The following is a 17,857-nucleotide window of genomic DNA, read 5'->3' as shown; positions in this document are numbered from 1 at the left end:
ATGAATGCAGACTCCGCTCTGTACATCCCGCCTTACAAGGCAGACGACCAAGACATCGTCGTCGAACTGAATTCCCGCTTTGGCGCCGAAGCCTTCACCGTCCAGGCCACCCGCACCGGCATGCCGGTGCTCTGGGTTGCCCGTGAGCGCCTGATCGACGTCCTCACCTTCCTGCGCAATGTGCCCAAGCCGTACGTCATGCTCTATGACCTGCACGGTGTCGACGAGCGCCTGCGCACCCACCGTCGCGGCCTGCCGGGCGCCGACTTCAGCGTGTTCTACCACCTGATGTCGCTCGAGCGTAATAGTGACGTGATGATCAAGGTGGCCTTGTCCGAAGGCGACCTCAACCTGCCCACCGCCACCCGTATCTGGCCGAACGCCAACTGGTACGAGCGTGAGGTCTGGGACATGTACGGGATCACCTTCAATGGTCACCCGCACCTGACCCGCATGCTGATGCCGCCGACCTGGGAAGGTCACCCGCTGCGCAAGGATTACCCGGCGCGCGCCACCGAGTTCGATCCCTACGCGCTGTCCGCTGCCAAGCAGGACCTCGAGCAGGAAGCCCTGCGCTTCAAGCCCGAAGACTGGGGCATGAAGCGCCATGGCGAGAGCGAGGACTTCATGTTCCTCAACCTCGGCCCGAACCACCCGTCCGCTCACGGTGCATTCCGCATCATCCTGCAGCTGGACGGTGAAGAGATCCTCGATTGCGTTCCGGAAATCGGCTACCACCATCGTGGCGCCGAGAAGATGGCCGAACGTCAGTCCTGGCACAGCTTCATTCCGTACACCGACCGTATCGACTACCTCGGCGGCGTGATGAACAACCTGCCGTACGTGCTCTCGGTCGAGAAGCTCGCCGGCATCAAGGTGCCGCAGCGGGTCGACGTCATCCGCATCATGATGTCGGAGTTCTTCCGCATCCTGAACCACCTGCTCTACCTGGGTACCTACATCCAGGACGTGGGTGCGATGACCCCGGTGTTCTTCACCTTCACCGACCGCCAGCGCGCCTACAAGGTCGTCGAAGCCATCACCGGCTTCCGCCTGCACCCGGCCTGGTACCGCATCGGCGGCGTCGCACACGACCTGCCGCGCGGCTGGGACAAGCTGGTCCGCGAATTCCTCGACTGGATGCCCAAGCGCCTGGACGAGTACGAAACCGCTGCCCTGAAGAACAGCATCCTGCGTGGCCGTACCATCGGCGTAGCGGCGTACAACACCAAGGAAGCGCTGGAATGGGGCACCACCGGCGCCGGCCTGCGCGCCACCGGCTGCGACTTCGACCTGCGTAAAGCCCGCCCCTACTCCGGCTACGAAAACTTCGAGTTCGAAGTGCCGCTGGCGGCCAACGGCGACGCCTACGACCGCTGCATGGTCAAGATGGGTGAGATGCGCCAGAGCCTGCGCATCATCGAGCAGTGCCTGAAGAACATGCCCGAAGGCCCGTACAAGGCCGACCACCCGCTGACCACGCCGCCGCCCAAAGAGCGCACGCTGCAGCACATCGAGACCCTGATCACCCACTTCCTGCAGGTTTCCTGGGGCCCGGTCATGCCGGCCAACGAAGCCTTCCAGATGGTGGAAGCGACCAAGGGCATCAACAGCTACTACCTGACGAGCGATGGCAGCACCATGAGCTACCGGACCCGAATCCGGACGCCCAGCTTCGCGCACCTGCAGCAGATTCCGTCGGTGATCAACGGCAGCATGATCGCTGACCTGATCGCCTATCTGGGCAGTATCGACTTCGTTATGGCCGACGTGGACCGCTGATCATGAGTACCCTTATCCAGACTGATCGTTTCGAACTCAGCGAAACCGAGCGCTCGGCCATCGAGCACGAAATGCATCACTACGAGGACTCCCGCGCGGCGTCCATCGAAGCCCTGAAGATCGTCCAGAAGCAGCGCGGCTGGGTGCCGGACGGCGCCATCCCGGCAATCGCCGACATCCTCGGCATCCCCGACAGCGACGTCGAAGGCGTGGCCACCTTCTATAGCCAGATATTCCGCCAGCCGGTCGGCCGCCACATCATCCGCGTCTGCGACAGCATGGTCTGCTACATCGGCGGCCACGAGTCCGTGGTTGGCGAGATCCAGAAGCAGCTGGGCATCGGCCTCGGCCAGACCACCGCCGACGGCCGCTTCACCCTGCTGCCGGTGTGCTGCCTGGGCAACTGCGACAAGGCCCCGGCGATGATGATCGATGACGACACCTTCGGCGACCTGCGTCCCGACGGCGTCGCCAAACTGCTGGAGGCCTACGCATGAGTCGCCTCACCTCCTACGGCACGCCCAACCGCACCGCGCGCGCGGCCGAAACCCACCCGCTGACCTGGCGCCTGCGTGACGACGGCGCCCCGGTCTGGCTGGAGGAGTACCAGTCGAAGAATGGCTACGCCGCCGCGCGCAAGGCGCTGGCGCAGATGGCCACCGACGACATCGTCCAGACCGTCAAGGACTCCGGCCTCAAGGGCCGCGGCGGTGCGGGCTTCCCCACCGGCGTGAAGTGGGGCCTGATGCCCAAGGACGAATCCCTCAACATCCGCTACCTGCTGTGCAACGCGGACGAGATGGAGCCCAATACCTGGAAGGACCGCATGCTCATGGAGCAGCTGCCGCACCTGCTGGTGGAAGGCATGCTGATCTCCGCGCGCGCCCTCAAGGCCTACCGCGGCTACATCTTCCTGCGCGGCGAGTACGTCGACGCAGCCCGTAACCTGAACCGCGCCATCGAGGAAGCCAAGGCCGCCGGCCTGCTGGGCAAGAACATCCTCGGCAGCGGCTTCGATTTCGAGCTGTTCGTCCACACCGGCGCCGGCCGCTACATCTGTGGCGAAGAGACCGCACTGATCAACTCGCTGGAAGGCCGCCGCGCCAACCCGCGCTCCAAGCCGCCCTTCCCCGCCGCCGTTGGCGTCTGGGGCAAGCCGACCTGCGTGAACAACGTCGAGACCCTGTGCAACGTGCCGGCGATCGTCGAGCACGGTGTCGACTGGTACAAGGGCCTCGCCCGTCCGGGCAGCGAAGACATGGGCACCAAGCTCATGGGCTTCTCCGGCAAGGTGAAGAACCCCGGTATCTGGGAACTGCCCTTCGGCCTCCCGGCCCGCGAGCTGTTCGAGGATTACGCCGGCGGCATGCGCGACGGCTACAAGCTCAAGGCCTGGCAGCCGGGCGGCGCAGGTACCGGCTTCCTGCTGCCGGAACACCTGGATGCCCTGTTCTATGCCGGCGGCGTTGCCAAGGTTGGCACCCGTATGGGTACCGGCCTGGCCATGGCGGTGGACGACAGCGTCAACATGGTCTCGCTGCTGCGCAACATGGAAGAGTTCTTCGCCCGCGAATCCTGCGGCTGGTGCACTCCGTGCCGCGACGGCCTGCCGTGGAGCGTGAAGGTCCTGCGCGCGCTGGAGAAAGGCGAAGGTGCCCAGGGCGACCTGGAAACCCTCGAGCAGCTCGTCAACTTCCTCGGCCCCGGCAAGACCTTCTGTGCCCACGCACCGGGTGCCGTCGAGCCGCTGGGCAGCGCACTGAAGTATTTCCGTCCCGAGTTCGAAGCGGGCATTTCCCGCCAGGCTCAGGCCGTACAAGCACCGCAGACCGTCGGCGCTTGATGCTTTGATCGCCGGGCGCTGCGCCCGGCGTTGTTTCGTTGCAGTGCCGCGGCGTGCCGCCGGCCCGATGAAACCGTGATTTCTATTAGCCACGCCCGCTGACAACGGGCCAACGAAGACTTAGACCCATGGCCACGATCCACGTAGACGGCAAGACGTTAGAAGTCGACGGAGCGGACAACCTGTTGCAGGCCTGCCTCTCCCTCGGTCTCGACATCCCCTACTTCTGCTGGCACCCGGCGCTCGGAAGCGTCGGCGCATGCCGCCAGTGCGCGGTCAAGCAGTACACCGACGAGAACGACAAACGCGGTCGTCTCGTCATGTCCTGCATGACTCCCGCCACCGACAACACCTGGATTTCCATCGAAGACGAAGAGGCCAAGCAGTTCCGCGCTAGCGTCGTCGAATGGCTGATGACCAACCACCCGCACGACTGCCCGGTCTGCGAGGAAGGCGGTCACTGCCACCTGCAGGACATGACGGTGATGACCGGCCACAACCAGCGCCGGTACCGCTTCACCAAGCGCACCCACCAGAACCAGGAACTCGGCCCGTTCATCGCCCACGAGATGAACCGCTGCATCGCCTGCTACCGCTGCGTCCGTTACTACAAGGACTACGCCGGCGGCACCGACCTGGGCGTCTATGGCGCGCATGACAACGTCTATTTCGGCCGCATCGAGGACGGTGTGCTGGAGAGCGAATTCTCCGGCAACCTGACCGAGGTCTGCCCGACTGGCGTGTTCACCGACAAGACCCACTCCGAGCGCTACAACCGCAAGTGGGACATGCAGTTCGCCCCGAGCATCTGCCATGGCTGCTCCAGCGGCTGCAACATCAGCCCCGGCGAGCGTTACGGTGAAATCCGCCGCATCGAGAACCGCTACAACGGCTCGGTGAACCACTACTTCCTGTGCGACCGCGGCCGCTTCGGCTACGGCTACGTCAACCGCGAAGACCGCCCGCGTCAGCCGCAACTGATGCTGAGCAAGCAGAAGCTCTCGCTGGACGGCGCCCTAGACCAGACCGCCGCCCTGCTCAAGGGCCGCAAGGTCATCGGTATCGGTTCGCCGCGCGCCAGCCTGGAAAGCAACTACGCCCTGGCCGAACTGGTCGGCGCGCAGAACTACTACAGCGGCATCTCCGCCGACGAACTGCAACGCCTGCAGCTGGTGCTGAAAGTGATGCAGGACGGCCCGCTGCCGGTGCCGACCATCCGTGACATCGAAGACCACGACGCAGTATTCGTGCTCGGCGAAGACCTGACCCAGACCGCTGCCCGTATCGCCCTGGCCCTGCGCCAGTCGGTCAAAGGCAAGGGCGAGGACATGGCCGCCGCGATGAAGATCCAGCCGTGGCTCGACGCCGCGGTGAAGACCATCGCCCAGCACGAGATGAACCCGCTGTTCATCGCCAGCCTGGATGAAACCCGCCTGGACGACGTCGCTGCCGAGTGCGTGCACGCCGCTACCGAAGACCTGGCTCGCCTGGGCTTCGCCGTGGCCCATGCCATCGACCCGAGCGCCCCGGCCGTGGCTGGCCTCGACGCCGAAGCCGCCGCCCTGGCCCAGCGCATCGCCGATGCCCTGGTCGCCGCCAAGCGCCCGCTGGTTATCTCCGGCACCTCGCTGGGCAGCAACGCCCTGATCGAAGCCGCCGCCAACATCGCCAGCGCGCTGAAGAGCCGCGAGAAGAACGGCTCCCTGAGCCTGGTCGTCCCGGAAGCCAACAGCCTGGGCCTGGCGCTCTTCGGCGGCGAGTCCGTTGAAGCCGCTCTGGAACAGCTGACCTCCGGCGCCGCCGATGCCGTGGTGATCCTGGAGAACGACCTGTACCGCCGCGCCGACGCTGCCGCTGTCGATGCCGCCCTGGCCGCCGCCAAGATCGTCGTGGTCGCCGACCACCAGCAGACCGCCACCAGCGCCAAGGCCACCGTCCTGCTGCCGGCCGCCAGCTTCGCCGAAGGCGATGGCACCCTGGTCAGCCAGGAAGGCCGCGCCCAGCGTTTCTTCCAGGTCTACGACCCGACCTACTACAACGCCGACAACCTGGTCCGCGAAGGCTGGCGCTGGCTGCACGCCCTGCACAGCACCCTCGAAGGCAAGCGCGTCGACTGGACCCAGCTGGACCACGTGATCGACGCCGTCGTCGCCGCCAAACCGCAACTGGCCGGCATCCGCGAAGCCGCGCCGAACGCCGCGTTCCGCATCAAGGGCCTGAAGCTGGCGCGCGAGCCGCACCGCTACTCCGGCCGTACCTCGATGCGCGCCAACATCAATGTCAGCGAGCCGCGTCAGCCGCAGGACATCGACTCCGCCTTCGCCTTCTCCATGGAAGGCTACGCCGGCAGCACCGAACCGCGTCAGCAGATTCCGTTCGCCTGGTCCCCGGGCTGGAACTCCCCGCAAGCCTGGAACAAGTTCCAGGACGAAGTCGGCGGCCACCTGCGCGCCGGCGATCCGGGCGTGCGCCTGATCGAGGCCAAGGGCGAAGCCCTGTGGTTCAGCGAGATTCCCGCGCCGTTCCACACCGCCGCCAGCCAGTTCAAGGTGGTGCCCTTCTATCACCTGTTCGGCAGCGAGGAGAATTCCGCCAAGGCCGCCCCGGTGCAGGAGCGCATCCCGCAGACCTACGTCACCCTGGCCAAGGCCGAGGCTGATCGCCTGGGCGTCAACGAAGGCGCGATCATCCGCCTGACCGTCAAGGGCCAGGAACTGCGCCTGCCGCTGCGCGTGAGCGAAGAGCTCGGTGCCGGCCTGGTCGCCCTGCCGATCGGTCTGCAAGGCATTCCCGCCGGTGTCATCGGCGCCACGGCTGAAGGTCTGCAGGAGGCTGCACAATGAGTTTGATGAGCATGAGCTGGCTGACCCCCGCCGTCGTCGACATCATCATCGAAGTCATCAAGGCCATCGTCATCCTGCTCGCCGTGGTCGTCTGCGGCGCGCTGCTCAGCTGGGTCGAGCGTCGTCTGCTCGGCCTCTGGCAGGACCGCTACGGTCCGAACCGGGTCGGCCCCTTCGGGGCCTTCCAGCTCGGTGCCGACATGCTGAAGATGTTCTTCAAGGAAGACTGGACCCCGCCGTTCGCCGACAAGATGATCTTCACCCTCGCGCCCATGATTGCCATGGGTGCGCTGCTGGTGGCGTTCGCGGTCATCCCGATCACCCCGACCTGGGGTGTGGCGGACCTGAACATCGGCATCCTGTTCTTCTTCGCCATGGCCGGCCTGACCGTGTACGCGGTGCTGTTCGCCGGCTGGTCGAGCAACAACAAGTTCGCCCTCCTCGGCAGCCTGCGCGCCTCGGCCCAGACCATCTCCTACGAGGTGTTCCTGGCCCTGTCGCTGATGGGCATCGTCGCTCAGGTCGGTTCGTTCAGCCTGCGCGACATCGTCGATTACCAGGCCGAGCACATGTGGTTCATCATTCCGCAGTTCTTCGGTTTCATGACCTTCTTCGTCGCTGGTGTCGCCGTGACTCACCGTCACCCGTTCGACCAGCCCGAAGCCGAACAGGAACTGGCCGACGGTTACCACATCGAGTACGCCGGCATGAAATGGGGCATGTTCTTCGTCGGCGAGTACATCGGCATCGTGCTGGTGTCCGCGTTGCTGGCGACCCTGTTCTTCGGCGGCTGGCATGGCCCGTTCGGCATCCTGCCGCAGATCCCGTTCATCTGGTTCGCCCTGAAAACCGGCTTCTTCATCATGATGTTCATTCTGCTGCGGGCCTCGATTCCACGCCCGCGCTATGACCAGGTGATGGCCTTCAGCTGGAAGTTCTGCCTCCCGCTGACCCTGATCAACCTGCTGGTGACCGGCGCTGTCGTGCTGGCGACCCAGTAAGGAGTACGACCATGATCAAGTACATTTTCGACGTGGTGCACGGCACCTACACCCAGCTGCGCAGCCTGGTGATGATCTTCGGTCACGCCTTCCGCAAGCGTGACACCCTGCAGTACCCGGAAGAGCCCGTGTACCTGCCGCCGCGCTACCGTGGCCGCATCGTGCTCACCCGCGATCCCGACGGCGAGGAGCGCTGCGTTGCGTGCAACCTGTGCGCCGTGGCCTGCCCGGTTGGCTGCATCTCCCTGCAGAAGGCCGAGATGGACGATGGCCGCTGGTACCCCGAGTTCTTCCGCATCAACTTCTCCCGCTGCATCTTCTGCGGCCTGTGCGAAGAAGCCTGCCCGACCACCGCGATCCAGCTGACCCCGGATTTCGAGATGGGTGAGTTCAAGCGCCAGGACCTGGTCTACGAGAAGGAAGACCTGCTGATCTCCGGCCCCGGCAAGAACCCGGACTACAACTTCTACCGCGTTGCCGGCATGGCCATCGCCGGCAAGCCGAAAGGCGCCGCGCAGAACGAGGCCGAACCGATCAACGTCAAGAGCCTGCTGCCGTAAGGAGACGTCGCGTGGAATTCGCTTTCTACTTCGCCGCCGGCGTCGCCGTGCTGGCAACCTTCCGGGTCATCACCAACAGCAACCCGGTGCATGCCCTGCTCTACCTCATCATTTCGCTGCTCGCGGTTTCGATGACCTTCTTCAGCCTCGGCGCCCCGTTCGCCGGTGCCCTGGAGATCATCGTCTACGCCGGCGCGATCATGGTGCTGTTCGTCTTCGTGGTGATGATGCTCAACCTCGGCCCGGCGATTGCCGAGCAGGAACGCAAGTGGCTCAAGCCCGGCGTCTGGATCGGCCCCGGCGCCCTGGCTGCCGTGCTGCTGGTCGAGCTGCTGTGGATGCTCTCGCGCACCCCGAGCGGGATCGGCATCGGCCACACCACCGTGGACGCCAAGGCCGTGGGCATCAGCCTGTTCGGCCCGTACCTGCTGGTCGTCGAACTGGCCTCGATGCTGCTGCTGGCGGCACTGGTCGCCGCCTACCACCTCGGCCGCCACGAAGCGAAGGACTAACACCATGAATGCAATCCCTCTCGAACACGGACTGGCACTCGCCGGTGTGCTGTTCTGCTTCGGCCTGGTGGGCCTGATGGTACGACGCAACATCCTGTTCGTACTGATGAGCCTGGAAGTGATGATGAACGCCGCCGCTCTGGCCTTCGTGGTCGGTGGCGCCCGCTGGGGCCAGCCTGACGGCCAGGTGATGTTCATCCTGGTGCTCAGCCTGGCTGCGGCCGAGGCCAGCATCGGCCTGGCGATCCTGCTCCAGCTGTATCGCCGCTTCCATACCCTCGATATCGACGCTGCCAGCGAGATGCGCGGATGAACCTGCTGCCCCTTACTTTCCTGTTCCCCCTGGTCGGCTTCCTGCTGCTCTCGTTCTCCCGTGGCAAGTGGTCGGAAAATCTCTCGGCACTGGTCGGTGTCGGCTCCGTGGGCCTCGCGGCCCTCTCCGCCTTCTGGGCGATCTGGAGCTTCCACAGCAACCCGCCCGAAGGTGGCGCCTACAGCCTGGTGCTGTGGCAATGGATGAGCGTTGGCGACTTCAAGACCAACTTCACCCTGTACCTGGACGGCCTGTCGGTCACCATGCTCGGCGTGGTCACCGGCGTCGGCTTCCTGATCCACCTGTTCGCCTCCTGGTACATGCGCGGTGAAACCGGCTACTCGCGTTTCTTCGCCTACACCAACCTGTTCATCGCCAGCATGCTGTTCCTGGTGCTGGGCGATAACCTGCTGTTCATGTACTTCGGTTGGGAAGGCGTGGGCCTCTGCTCCTACCTGCTGATCGGTTTCTATTACAACCACGTACCGAACGGCAACGCGGCGCTCAAAGCCTTCATCGTGACCCGCGTGGGTGACGTGTTCTTCGCCATCGGCATGTTCATCCTGTTCCAGCACCTGGGCACGCTGAACATCCAGGAACTGCTGGTCCTGGCTCCGCAGCACTTCGCCAAGGGCGACCTGTGGATCAACCTGGCCACCCTGATGCTGCTCGGCGGCGCCGTCGGCAAGTCCGCCCAGCTGCCGCTGCAGACCTGGCTGGCCGACGCGATGGCCGGCCCGACTCCGGTCTCCGCGCTGATCCACGCCGCTACCATGGTGACCGCGGGCGTCTACCTGATCGCCCGCTGCCACGGCCTGTTCGAGCTGGCCCCGAACGTCCTGGAGCTGGTCGGCATCATCGGCGCCGTGACCCTGGTCCTGGCCGGCTTCGCCGCCCTGGTGCAGACCGACATCAAGCGCATCCTCGCCTACTCGACCATGAGCCAGATCGGCTACATGTTCCTGGCCCTGGGCGTCGGCGCCTGGGGTGGGGCGATCTTCCACCTGATGACCCACGCCTTCTTCAAGGCCCTGCTGTTCCTGGCTTCCGGTGCGGTGATCGTCGCCTGCCACCACGAGCAGAACATCTTCAAGATGGGTGGCCTGTGGAAGAAGCTGCCGCTGGCCTACGCGAGCTTCGTGGTCGGTGGCGCGGCGCTGTCCGCCCTGCCCTTCCTGACCGCCGGCTTCTACTCCAAGGACGAGATCCTCTGGGAAGCCTTCGCCAGCGGTCACCAGAACCTGCTGATCGCAGGGCTCGTCGGCGCGTTCATGACCTCGCTGTACACCTTCCGCCTGATCTTCATCGCCTTCCACGGCGAAGCGAAGACCGAAGCGCACGCTGGCCATGGCGTCAGCCACTGGCTGCCGCTGGGTGTACTGATCGTGCTCTCCACCTTCATCGGCGCGCTGATCACTCCGCCGCTGGCCGGCGTCCTGCCGGAAAGCGCCGGTCATGCCGGTGGTGAAGCCAAGCACAGCCTGGAGATCGCCTCGGGCGCCATCGCCATCGCCGGTATCCTGCTCGCGGGCCTGCTGTTCCTCGGCAAGCGCCGCTTCGTCAGCGCCGTCGCCCAGAGCGCACCGGGCCGCTTCTTCGGCACCTGGTGGTACCACGCCTGGGGCTTCGACTGGCTGTACGACAAGCTGTTCGTGAAACCCTACCTGCTGATCTGCCGCCTGCTGGCCGCGGACCCGATCGACAAGACCCTGGTCCTGGTCCCGCTCACCGCCCGCGGTGGCAACAAACTCCTCAGCCTCACCGAGAACGGCCGCCTGCGTTGGTACGCCGCTTCCCTGGTGGGTGGCGCCGCGCTGCTCCTCGGCGCGCTGCTGCTGGCTTAATGAATTCACGAAAGAGATTGAGCCCGACATGATTCTGCCCTGGCTAATCCTGATCCCCTTCATCGGCGGCTTCCTTTGCTGGATCGCCGAGTACACCAGCAAGACCCTGCCCCGCTGGGTCGCCCTGGGATCGATGGTCCTCACCCTGGCGCTGAGCCTGTGGGTGTGGCACACCGGTGACTTCCAGCTGGCCCCCGCGCCAGGTGGCGAGCCGCAATGGACCCTGGAATTCAAGCTGTCCTGGATCGAGCGTTTCGGCATCAGCTTCCACCTGGCAATGGACGGCCTGTCCCTGCTGATGGTGGCGCTGACTGGCCTGCTCGGCGTGCTCTCCGTCCTTTGCTCGTGGAACGAGATCCAGCGTCGCATCGGCTTCTTCCACCTGAACCTGCTGTGGATCCTCGGCGGTGTGATCGGTGTGTTCCTCGCCGTCGACCTGTTCCTGTTCTTCTTCTTCTGGGAAATGATGCTGGTGCCGATGTACTTCCTCATCGCGCTCTGGGGTCATAGCTCAGACGACGGCAAGAAGACCCGCATCTACGCCGCTACCAAGTTCTTCATCTTCACCCAGGCCAGCGGCCTGGTGATGCTGGTGGCGATCCTGGGCCTGGTGTTCGTGCACTACAACAGCACCGGCGTGCTGACCTTCAACTATGCCGACCTGCTGAAGACCCAGCTGCCGCCGCACACCGAGTGGATCCTGATGCTCGGCTTCTTCGTCGCCTTCGCGGTGAAGATGCCGGTGGTGCCGGTGCACTCCTGGCTGCCGGACGCCCACGCCCAGGCACCGACCGCCGGCTCCGTGGACCTGGCCGGTATCCTGCTGAAGACCGCCGCCTACGGCCTGATCCGCTTCGCCCTGCCGCTGTTCCCCAACGCTTCGGCCGAGTTCGCCCCGATCGCCATGACCCTGGGTCTGATCGGCATCTTCTACGGCGCCTTCCTGTCGTTCGCGCAGACCGACATCAAGCGCCTGGTGGCCTACTCCTCCGTGTCGCACATGGGCTTCGTGATGATCGGCATCTACTCCGGCAGCCCCCAGGCGCTGCAGGGTGTAGTGGTGCAGATGATCGCCCACGGCCTCTCCGCCGCCGCGCTGTTCATCCTCTGCGGCCAGCTGTACGAGCGCCTGCACACCCGTGACATGCGCAAGATGGGCGGCCTGTGGTCGCGCATCCCGTACCTGCCGGCCGTGGCCTTGTTCTTCGCCACCGCCTCGCTGGGTCTGCCGGGTACCGGCAACTTCGTCGGCGAATTCCTGATCCTGCTGGGCAGCTTCAAGGTCGTTCCGGTGATCACCGTGATCGCCACCTTCGGCCTGGTGTTCGGCTCGGTCTACTCGCTGATCATGATCCACCGCGCGTACTTCGGCCCGGCCAAGTCCGACACTGCCATCGCCGGCCTGAACGCCCGCGAGCTGCTCATGGTGCTCGGCCTGGCGGTGCTGCTGATCGTGCTCGGCGTCTACCCGCAGCCGGTTCTCGACACCTCCGCGGCAACCATGCACGGCGTCCAGCAATGGCTGGGCTCCGCCCTCTCCACCCTGGCAGCACGGTAAGCGCGACATGACCTTCACGATTCAACACTTCATCGCGCTCCTGCCACTGCTCATCACCAGCGCCACCCTGGTGGTGGTGATGCTTGCGGTAGCCTGGAAGCGTAACCACTCGATGACCGCCACCCTTTCGGTGATCGGTCTGAACCTGGCCCTGCTGTCGATCATCCCGGTGCTGAAAGTCACCCCGATCGAAGTCACCCCGTTGCTGGTGATCGACAACTTCGCCTGCTTCTACATGGCCCTGATCCTGATCGGCGCCCTGGCCTGCACTACCCTCGCCCACGCCTACATGGAAAGCTTCCCGGGCAACCGCGAGGAACTCTACCTGCTCCTGCTGCTGTCCACCGCGGGCGGCCTGGTGCTGGTCAGTGCACAGAACCTGGCCGGCCTGTTCATCGGCCTGGAACTGCTGTCGGTGCCGGTCTACGGCATGGTCGCCTACGCCTTCTTCAACAAGCGCACCCTGGAAGCGGGCATCAAGTACACCGTACTGTCCGCTGCCGGTTCCGCGTTCCTGCTGTTCGGCATGGCCCTGCTCTACGCCGAATCCGGCAGCCTCGGGTTCTCGGCTATCGGTGCCTCGCTGGCCGAGGGCACCAGCCATGGCCCGCTACTGGCCATCGGCGTCGGCATGATGGTCGTCGGCCTGGGCTTCAAGCTGTCCCTGGCGCCGTTCCACCTGTGGACCCCGGACGTCTACGAAGGTGCTCCGGCCCCGGTAGCCACCTTCCTGGCCACCACCGCCAAGGTCGCCGTGTTCGCCGTTCTGCTGCGTCTGTTCCAGATCGCTCCGGCAGCCCTGAACAACGGCCTGCTGCATGACGCCATCGCAGTCATCGCCATCGCCTCGATCCTGATCGGCAACCTGCTGGCGCTGACCCAGAGCAACATCAAGCGCCTGCTCGGCTACTCGTCCATCGCCCACTTCGGCTACCTGCTGATCGCCCTGGTGGCGAGCAAGGGCCTGGCCGTGGAAGCCGTCGGCGTGTACCTGACCACCTACGTCGTCACCACCCTGGGCGCCTTCGGCGTGGTCACCCTGATGTCCACCCCGTACAGCGGCCGCGACGCCGACGCACTGTTCGAGTACCGCGGCCTGTTCTGGCGCCGTCCGGTGCTGACCGCGGTGATGACCGTGATGATGCTGTCCCTGGCGGGCATTCCGCTGACCGCCGGCTTCATCGGCAAGTTCTACATCGTCGCCACCGGCGTCGAGTCGCAGCACTGGTGGCTGGTCGGCTCGCTGGTACTGGGCAGCGCCATCGGCCTGTTCTACTACCTGCGCGTGATGGTGACCATGTACCTGGTCGAGCCGAACATGAAGCGCCACGACGCGCCCCTGGACTGGGCCCAGCGCGCCGGCGGCATCATGCTGGTGGCCATCGCCCTGCTCGCCTTCTTCCTCGGCGTCTACCCGCAACCGCTGCTGGACATCCTCCAGCACAGCGGCCTGGTAGCCATCGCCGGCTAAGGTCGACAGGCAATAAAAAACCCCGCTTCGGCGGGGTTTTTATTGCCTGTGATTCAAGCATCGCGACGCGGCTTTCGTAGGATGGGTGGAGCGCAGCGATACCCATGCTGATGGTTCCGGCAATCGATGGGTATCGCTTCGCTCCACGCCATCCTACAACGTGCTCAACCTTACTCTGCTGGCTTGGGCTGCTCGCCTTCACGGCCGGTGAACAGGTCCCACGACGCCATGAACAGCGCCGCGATCAGCGGGCCGATGACGAAGCCGTTGAGGCCGAACAGCGACATGCCGCCAAGGGTCGAGATCAGCACCACGTAATCCGGCATCTTGGTGTCCTTGCCGACCAGGATCGGGCGCAGGATGTTGTCCACCAGGCCGATCACCACCACGCAGAACAGTGTCAGCACCACGCCCTGCCAGATCGCACCGGTGAGCAGGAAGTAGGCCGCCACCGGCACCCAGATCAGCCCTGCGCCAATGGCCGGCAGTAGCGAGAGGAAGGCCATCAGCGCGCCCCAGAGCAGCGAGCCCTGGATGCCGAGGAACCAGAAGATCAGCCCGCCCAGCGCGCCCTGGGTCGCCGCGACGGCGATGTTGCCCTTCACCGTGGCGCGGATCACCGTGGTGAACTTGGTGAACAGGTGCTGCTTGTGCTCCCCGCTCAGCGGCACGGCCTGCTTGATGCGGCGCCCCAGGGTCGGGCCGTCGCGCAGGAGGAAGAACAGCAGGTAGAGCATGATGCCGAAGCTGATGACGAACTCGAAGGTGTTCTGGCCGATGCTGAAGGCCTTGGTGGCCACCAGTTGGCTGGCCTGCATCGCACCCGCCGAGAGCTTTTCCTGCAGGCTCGACAGATCGGCCAGGTCGAAGCGCTCCAGCAACTGGTGCGCCCAGCCCGGCAGCGCGGCGACCGCCTGCTGGTAATAGGCGATGAAGTTCAGCTCACCCGACTTCAGCCGCTGGTAGACGGTCGCCCCTTCCTGTACCAGTGCGCCGGCGATGAAGGTCACCGGAAGAATCACGATCAGGAAGCACACGGCGAGGGAAATCAGTGCAGCGAGGTTGTTGCGTCCGTTGAGTTTCACCCGCAGGCGGCGCTGCAGCGGGGCGAAGATGATCGCCAGGATGGTGCCCCAGAAGACCGCCCCGTAGAACGGCAGCAGAATCCAGCCGAAGGCGAGTGTCACCACCAGCAGCAGGGCGAGGAACGTCCGGTATTCCAGTTTCGATTCGAACATGAGCGGGTCCATGGATGGATAAACCTGCTCATTAGTCAGCAGTTGCCCCGCCAAGTGCAACTTTCAAAGCGAGATCGCCGTGCCAGGGCTTTCCAGGCGCTCTTTCAGAGCACCATCGCGGCCACCCAGCCGAACGCCAGCAGTGGCAGGTTGTAGTGCAGGAAGGTCGGCACCACGGTGTCCCAGATGTGGTTGTGCTGGCCATCCACGTTCAGGCCGGAAGTCGGACCGAGGGTGGAGTCCGACGCTGGCGAGCCAGCGTCACCCAGCGCTCCGGCGGTGCCCACGATGCTGACGATGGCCAGCGGGCTGAAGCCCAGGTGCACCGCCAGCGGCACGAAGATCGCCGCGATGATCGGCACCGTGGAGAACGACGAACCGATGCCCATAGTCACCAGCAAGCCCACCAGCAGCATCATGAAGGCGCCCAGCGCCTTGCTGCTGCCGATCCAGCCGGCGGCGCTGTCCACCAGACTGGCGACCTGCCCGGTTGCAGTCATCACCGCGGCGAAACCCTGGGCGGCGATCATGATGAAACCGATCATCGCCATCATCTTCATGCCCTCGGTGAACAGGTCGTCCGCCTCCTTCCAGCGCACCACCCCGGACAGCGAGAACACCAGGAAACCCACCAGCGCGCCGAGGATCATCGAGTCCAGCAACAGCTGTACGGCGAATGCCGCCGCCACTGCGACGCCGGCCACAGCGAGGCTCATCTTGCTGTAGGGCGTGTCGACCCGCTCGGCCTGCTCGATGCGTTCCAGGTCATAGACACGCTTGCCGCGGTAGCTGAAGAGCACCGCGATCAATAGGCCGCAGAGCATACCCAGCGCCGGAATCAGCATGGCCTGGGTCACGTTGATACCCTGCACGTCGACGCCCGCGCGGGCCACGTTGGCCAGCAGGATCTGGTTCAGGAAGATGTTGCCGAAACCCACCGGCAGGAACATGTAGGGTGTGATCAGGCCGAAGGTGATGACACAGGCGATCAGCCGGCGGTCGATCTGCAGGCGCGTCAGCACATAAAGCAGCGGCGGCACCAGCAGCGGGATGAAAGCGATATGGATCGGCAGGATGTTCTGCGAGCAGATCGCCACCACCAGCAACAGGCCGACCATCATCCACTTGAAGCCATTGGAGCTGCTCGACTCCTGCCGGCCGAGCATTGCCAGGGCGCGATCGGCCAGGGCATGCGCCATTCCGGAGCGCGCGATGGCCACGGCGAATGCACCGAGCATGGCGTATGACAGCGCCACCGTCGCACCGGCCCCCAGGCCTTCGTTGAATGCCTTGAGCGTGCCATCCATGCCCAGGCCGCCGAGCAAGCCGCCCGCAACCGCGCCGGCGATCAGCGCGACCACCACATGCACGCGACACAGGCTCAACACCAGCATCAGGCCAATGGCGATCAACACCGCATTCATTCCAGCACTCCTTCCAGGGCTCGCCGCGCCAGGGCGCGGGCAAAAGGCGCGCACTCTGCCAAAGGCTCGCCGGGGTGTCAAAATTTGAGTCGAATCAAGACGTTTCCAAGCTCGCCTGGCAGGACTTTCACGCAGACGAGCACGCTTCTTGCCTGGCTTTTCGCCGCCCGTCGGCCAGGCACGCCAGAATCGCCTGTTTTCTGGCGTTTCGCCCCGTCGCGGGTCAAGAAGATACGGGAAAGGCCGATATAGCTGGCATCCCGAGGCTTAGTTCAAACAAGGATTCCCCTCCATGCTTCTGCGCCGTCTTTCCATCCAGTGGAAGATCACCTTGCTAGCCGGGCTCTGCCTGCTCGGCGTCGTCTCGCTGCTCTCCGGGCTTTCCGTCTACCGCACCCAACACAGCACCGCGCTGGTCAAGCAATCGAGCACGCAGATGCTCGACGAAGCGGCCAAGGCCCGCCTGCAATCGCGCGGTGAAGTCCAGGCCATGCGCATCCAGCGCTACATCATGGACGCTTACCAGTACGGCAAGGGCTTCTCGCGGCAGGTGCTGTTCCTCCGTGACCAGGCGCAGAAGCGTTTCCTCGACGCCTACGATCTGCGCGAGGACCTGACCCGCCAGGTGAAGACCGCGCTGGAAGGCAACCCGGAACTGCTCGGGCTCTACGTCGCCTTCGAACCCGATGCACTGGATGGCAAGGACAAGCTCTTCGCCGGCCAGGGCGAACTGGGCAGCAACGACGCCGGTCGCTTCTCCATCTACTGGTCACAGGCCACGCCGGGCCACCTGGAGTCGGAAGCCATGGCCGAATCGCTGCTGCAGGACACCAGCCCCGGCCCGAGTGGCAGCGCCTACAACGCCTGGTTCACCTGCCCCAAGACCACCGGCCAGCCCTGTGTGCTCGATCCGTATTTCGACGACGTGGGCAGCAAGAAAATGCTGATGACCAGCATCGCCTTCCCGCTGGAACTGGACGGCAAGGTCATCGGCGTCATGGGCCTGGACATCAGCATGGAGAAGCTGCAGGAAATTGCCGTGGAAGGCAGCCAGGAACTCTATGACGGCCAGGGCCGCGTCAGCATCGTCAGCGCAGCTGGCCTGCTCGCCGGTCACAGTGCCGATGCCTCGAAGCTGAGCAAGAACCTCAAGGAGGTCTACCCGAAGCAGGGCGCCGACCTGCTGCAGGCCATCGCCGCCAACCATGAGCAGGTATTCCGCCAGGACGACCAGCTGCGCGTGGTCGAGCCGCTGCAACCGATCCCCGGCTCCAAGCCCTGGGGCGTGTTGCTGGAAGTCCCGCAAAACGTCCTGCTCGGCCCAGCCATCGAACTGCAGAACGAATTGGATAACCAGCGTGTGCAGGGCACCGTCTCGCAACTGGGCTTCGGCCTGATCGCGGTGCTGATCGGCCTGTTCGCCATGTGGCTCACCGCCCGCGGCGTGACCCGGCCGATCCTCGGCGTG

13 protein-coding genes and 1 pseudogene are annotated in these 17,857 nt (G+C 64.8%); 12 read left to right on the top strand and 2 right to left on the bottom strand.

The features are described from left to right. From nuoC to nuoN, 11 genes are all read left to right on the top strand, one after another. Nucleotides 1–1,782, top strand: coding sequence for an NADH-quinone oxidoreductase subunit C/D (gene nuoC, locus N5C91_RS08975; RefSeq protein WP_279829177.1), 1,782 nt, complete (start codon nucleotides 1–3; stop codon nucleotides 1,780–1,782). After that, nucleotides 1,779–2,279: an NADH-quinone oxidoreductase subunit NuoE gene (gene nuoE / locus N5C91_RS08970; protein ID WP_169887231.1), complete on the top strand. Its 501-nt coding sequence runs from the start codon at nucleotides 1,779–1,781 to the stop codon at nucleotides 2,277–2,279. Before nuoC ends, nuoE begins: the two co-directional genes overlap by 4 nt. Continuing rightward, entirely contained in the window at nucleotides 2,276–3,625 is a 1,350-nt protein-coding gene (gene nuoF / locus N5C91_RS08965; RefSeq protein ID WP_045214748.1) for an NADH-quinone oxidoreductase subunit NuoF, read from the top strand. The genes nuoE and nuoF overlap by 4 nt, the downstream gene beginning before the upstream one ends. 128 nt (nucleotides 3,626–3,753) lie before the next feature. Then, nucleotides 3,754–6,468, top strand: coding sequence for an NADH-quinone oxidoreductase subunit NuoG (nuoG, locus tag N5C91_RS08960; RefSeq protein ID WP_279829173.1), 2,715 nt, complete (start codon nucleotides 3,754–3,756; stop codon nucleotides 6,466–6,468). Between the two features lie 11 nt (nucleotides 6,469–6,479). Next, complete coding sequence (gene nuoH / locus N5C91_RS08955) at nucleotides 6,480–7,469, top strand: NADH-quinone oxidoreductase subunit NuoH (RefSeq protein ID WP_236173334.1); 990 nt, start codon at nucleotides 6,480–6,482, stop codon at nucleotides 7,467–7,469. A gap of 11 nt (nucleotides 7,470–7,480) precedes the next feature. Continuing rightward, nucleotides 7,481–8,029, top strand: a complete 549-nt coding sequence (gene nuoI, locus N5C91_RS08950; RefSeq protein WP_138526508.1) for an NADH-quinone oxidoreductase subunit NuoI — start codon at nucleotides 7,481–7,483, stop codon at nucleotides 8,027–8,029. Between the two features lie 11 nt (nucleotides 8,030–8,040). Continuing rightward, a complete protein-coding gene (nuoJ, locus tag N5C91_RS08945; RefSeq protein WP_017517115.1) occupies nucleotides 8,041–8,541 on the top strand; it encodes an NADH-quinone oxidoreductase subunit J in 501 nt (166 codons plus the stop codon). A gap of 4 nt (nucleotides 8,542–8,545) precedes the next feature. Continuing rightward, nucleotides 8,546–8,854, top strand: a complete 309-nt coding sequence (nuoK, locus tag N5C91_RS08940; protein ID WP_017517116.1) for an NADH-quinone oxidoreductase subunit NuoK — start codon at nucleotides 8,546–8,548, stop codon at nucleotides 8,852–8,854. Further along, the gene (gene nuoL / locus N5C91_RS08935) at nucleotides 8,851–10,698 is read left to right on the top strand and encodes an NADH-quinone oxidoreductase subunit L (RefSeq protein ID WP_045214735.1); all 1,848 of its coding nucleotides are present in this window, start codon (nucleotides 8,851–8,853) and stop codon (nucleotides 10,696–10,698) included. The genes nuoK and nuoL overlap by 4 nt, the downstream gene beginning before the upstream one ends. A gap of 28 nt (nucleotides 10,699–10,726) precedes the next feature. Continuing rightward, on the top strand, nucleotides 10,727–12,256 hold the full coding sequence (gene nuoM, locus N5C91_RS08930; RefSeq protein WP_236173268.1) for an NADH-quinone oxidoreductase subunit M: 1,530 nt from the start codon (nucleotides 10,727–10,729) through the stop codon (nucleotides 12,254–12,256). Nucleotides 12,257–12,263: 7 nt separating this feature from the next. Further along, on the top strand, nucleotides 12,264–13,727 hold the full coding sequence (gene nuoN / locus N5C91_RS08925; RefSeq protein WP_236202232.1) for an NADH-quinone oxidoreductase subunit NuoN: 1,464 nt from the start codon (nucleotides 12,264–12,266) through the stop codon (nucleotides 13,725–13,727). A gap of 170 nt (nucleotides 13,728–13,897) precedes the next feature. Here nuoN and N5C91_RS08920 read toward each other — a convergent pair whose 3' ends face one another. Together N5C91_RS08920 and N5C91_RS08915 are read right to left on the bottom strand one after the other, a co-directional pair. Then, the gene (locus N5C91_RS08920) at nucleotides 13,898–14,965 is read right to left on the bottom strand and encodes an AI-2E family transporter (RefSeq protein WP_236173270.1); all 1,068 of its coding nucleotides are present in this window, start codon (nucleotides 14,963–14,965) and stop codon (nucleotides 13,898–13,900) included. A 104-nt stretch (nucleotides 14,966–15,069) separates the two neighbouring features. After that, a complete protein-coding gene (locus N5C91_RS08915; RefSeq protein ID WP_236173271.1) occupies nucleotides 15,070–16,389 on the bottom strand; it encodes a Na+/H+ antiporter NhaC family protein in 1,320 nt (439 codons plus the stop codon). Between the two features lie 292 nt (nucleotides 16,390–16,681). Here N5C91_RS08915 and N5C91_RS08910 point away from each other — a divergent pair. Continuing rightward, nucleotides 16,682–17,857, top strand: a pseudogene (locus N5C91_RS08910) (cache domain-containing protein); the annotation flags it as partial.

It is taken from the genome of Pseudomonas sp. GD03903, from assembly GCF_029840045.1.
Taxonomy (GTDB): domain Bacteria; phylum Pseudomonadota; class Gammaproteobacteria; order Pseudomonadales; family Pseudomonadaceae; genus Pseudomonas; species Pseudomonas pseudonitroreducens.
The sequence above is the reverse complement of the archived record's forward strand: the minus strand, read 5'-3'. Positions and strand labels throughout refer to the sequence as shown.

Excerpts from the sequence above, each read along its gene's own strand:
- nuoC (WP_279829177.1), top strand. The coding sequence starts at position 1 with ATGAATGCAGACTCCGCTCTGTACATCCCGCCTTACAAGGCAGACGAC.
- nuoF (WP_045214748.1), top strand. The coding sequence starts at position 2,276 with ATGAGTCGCCTCACCTCCTACGGCACGCCCAACCGCACCGCGCGCGCG.
- nuoG (WP_279829173.1), top strand. The coding sequence starts at position 3,754 with ATGGCCACGATCCACGTAGACGGCAAGACGTTAGAAGTCGACGGAGCG.
- nuoH (WP_236173334.1), top strand. The coding sequence starts at position 6,480 with ATGAGCTGGCTGACCCCCGCCGTCGTCGACATCATCATCGAAGTCATC.
- nuoI (WP_138526508.1), top strand. The coding sequence starts at position 7,481 with ATGATCAAGTACATTTTCGACGTGGTGCACGGCACCTACACCCAGCTG.
- nuoK (WP_017517116.1), top strand. The coding sequence starts at position 8,546 with ATGAATGCAATCCCTCTCGAACACGGACTGGCACTCGCCGGTGTGCTG.
- nuoL (WP_045214735.1), top strand. The coding sequence starts at position 8,851 with ATGAACCTGCTGCCCCTTACTTTCCTGTTCCCCCTGGTCGGCTTCCTG.
- nuoM (WP_236173268.1), top strand. The coding sequence starts at position 10,727 with ATGATTCTGCCCTGGCTAATCCTGATCCCCTTCATCGGCGGCTTCCTT.
- nuoN (WP_236202232.1), top strand. The coding sequence starts at position 12,264 with ATGACCTTCACGATTCAACACTTCATCGCGCTCCTGCCACTGCTCATC.
- N5C91_RS08920 (WP_236173270.1), bottom strand. The coding sequence starts at position 14,965 with ATGTTCGAATCGAAACTGGAATACCGGACGTTCCTCGCCCTGCTGCTG.
- N5C91_RS08915 (WP_236173271.1), bottom strand. The coding sequence starts at position 16,389 with ATGAATGCGGTGTTGATCGCCATTGGCCTGATGCTGGTGTTGAGCCTG.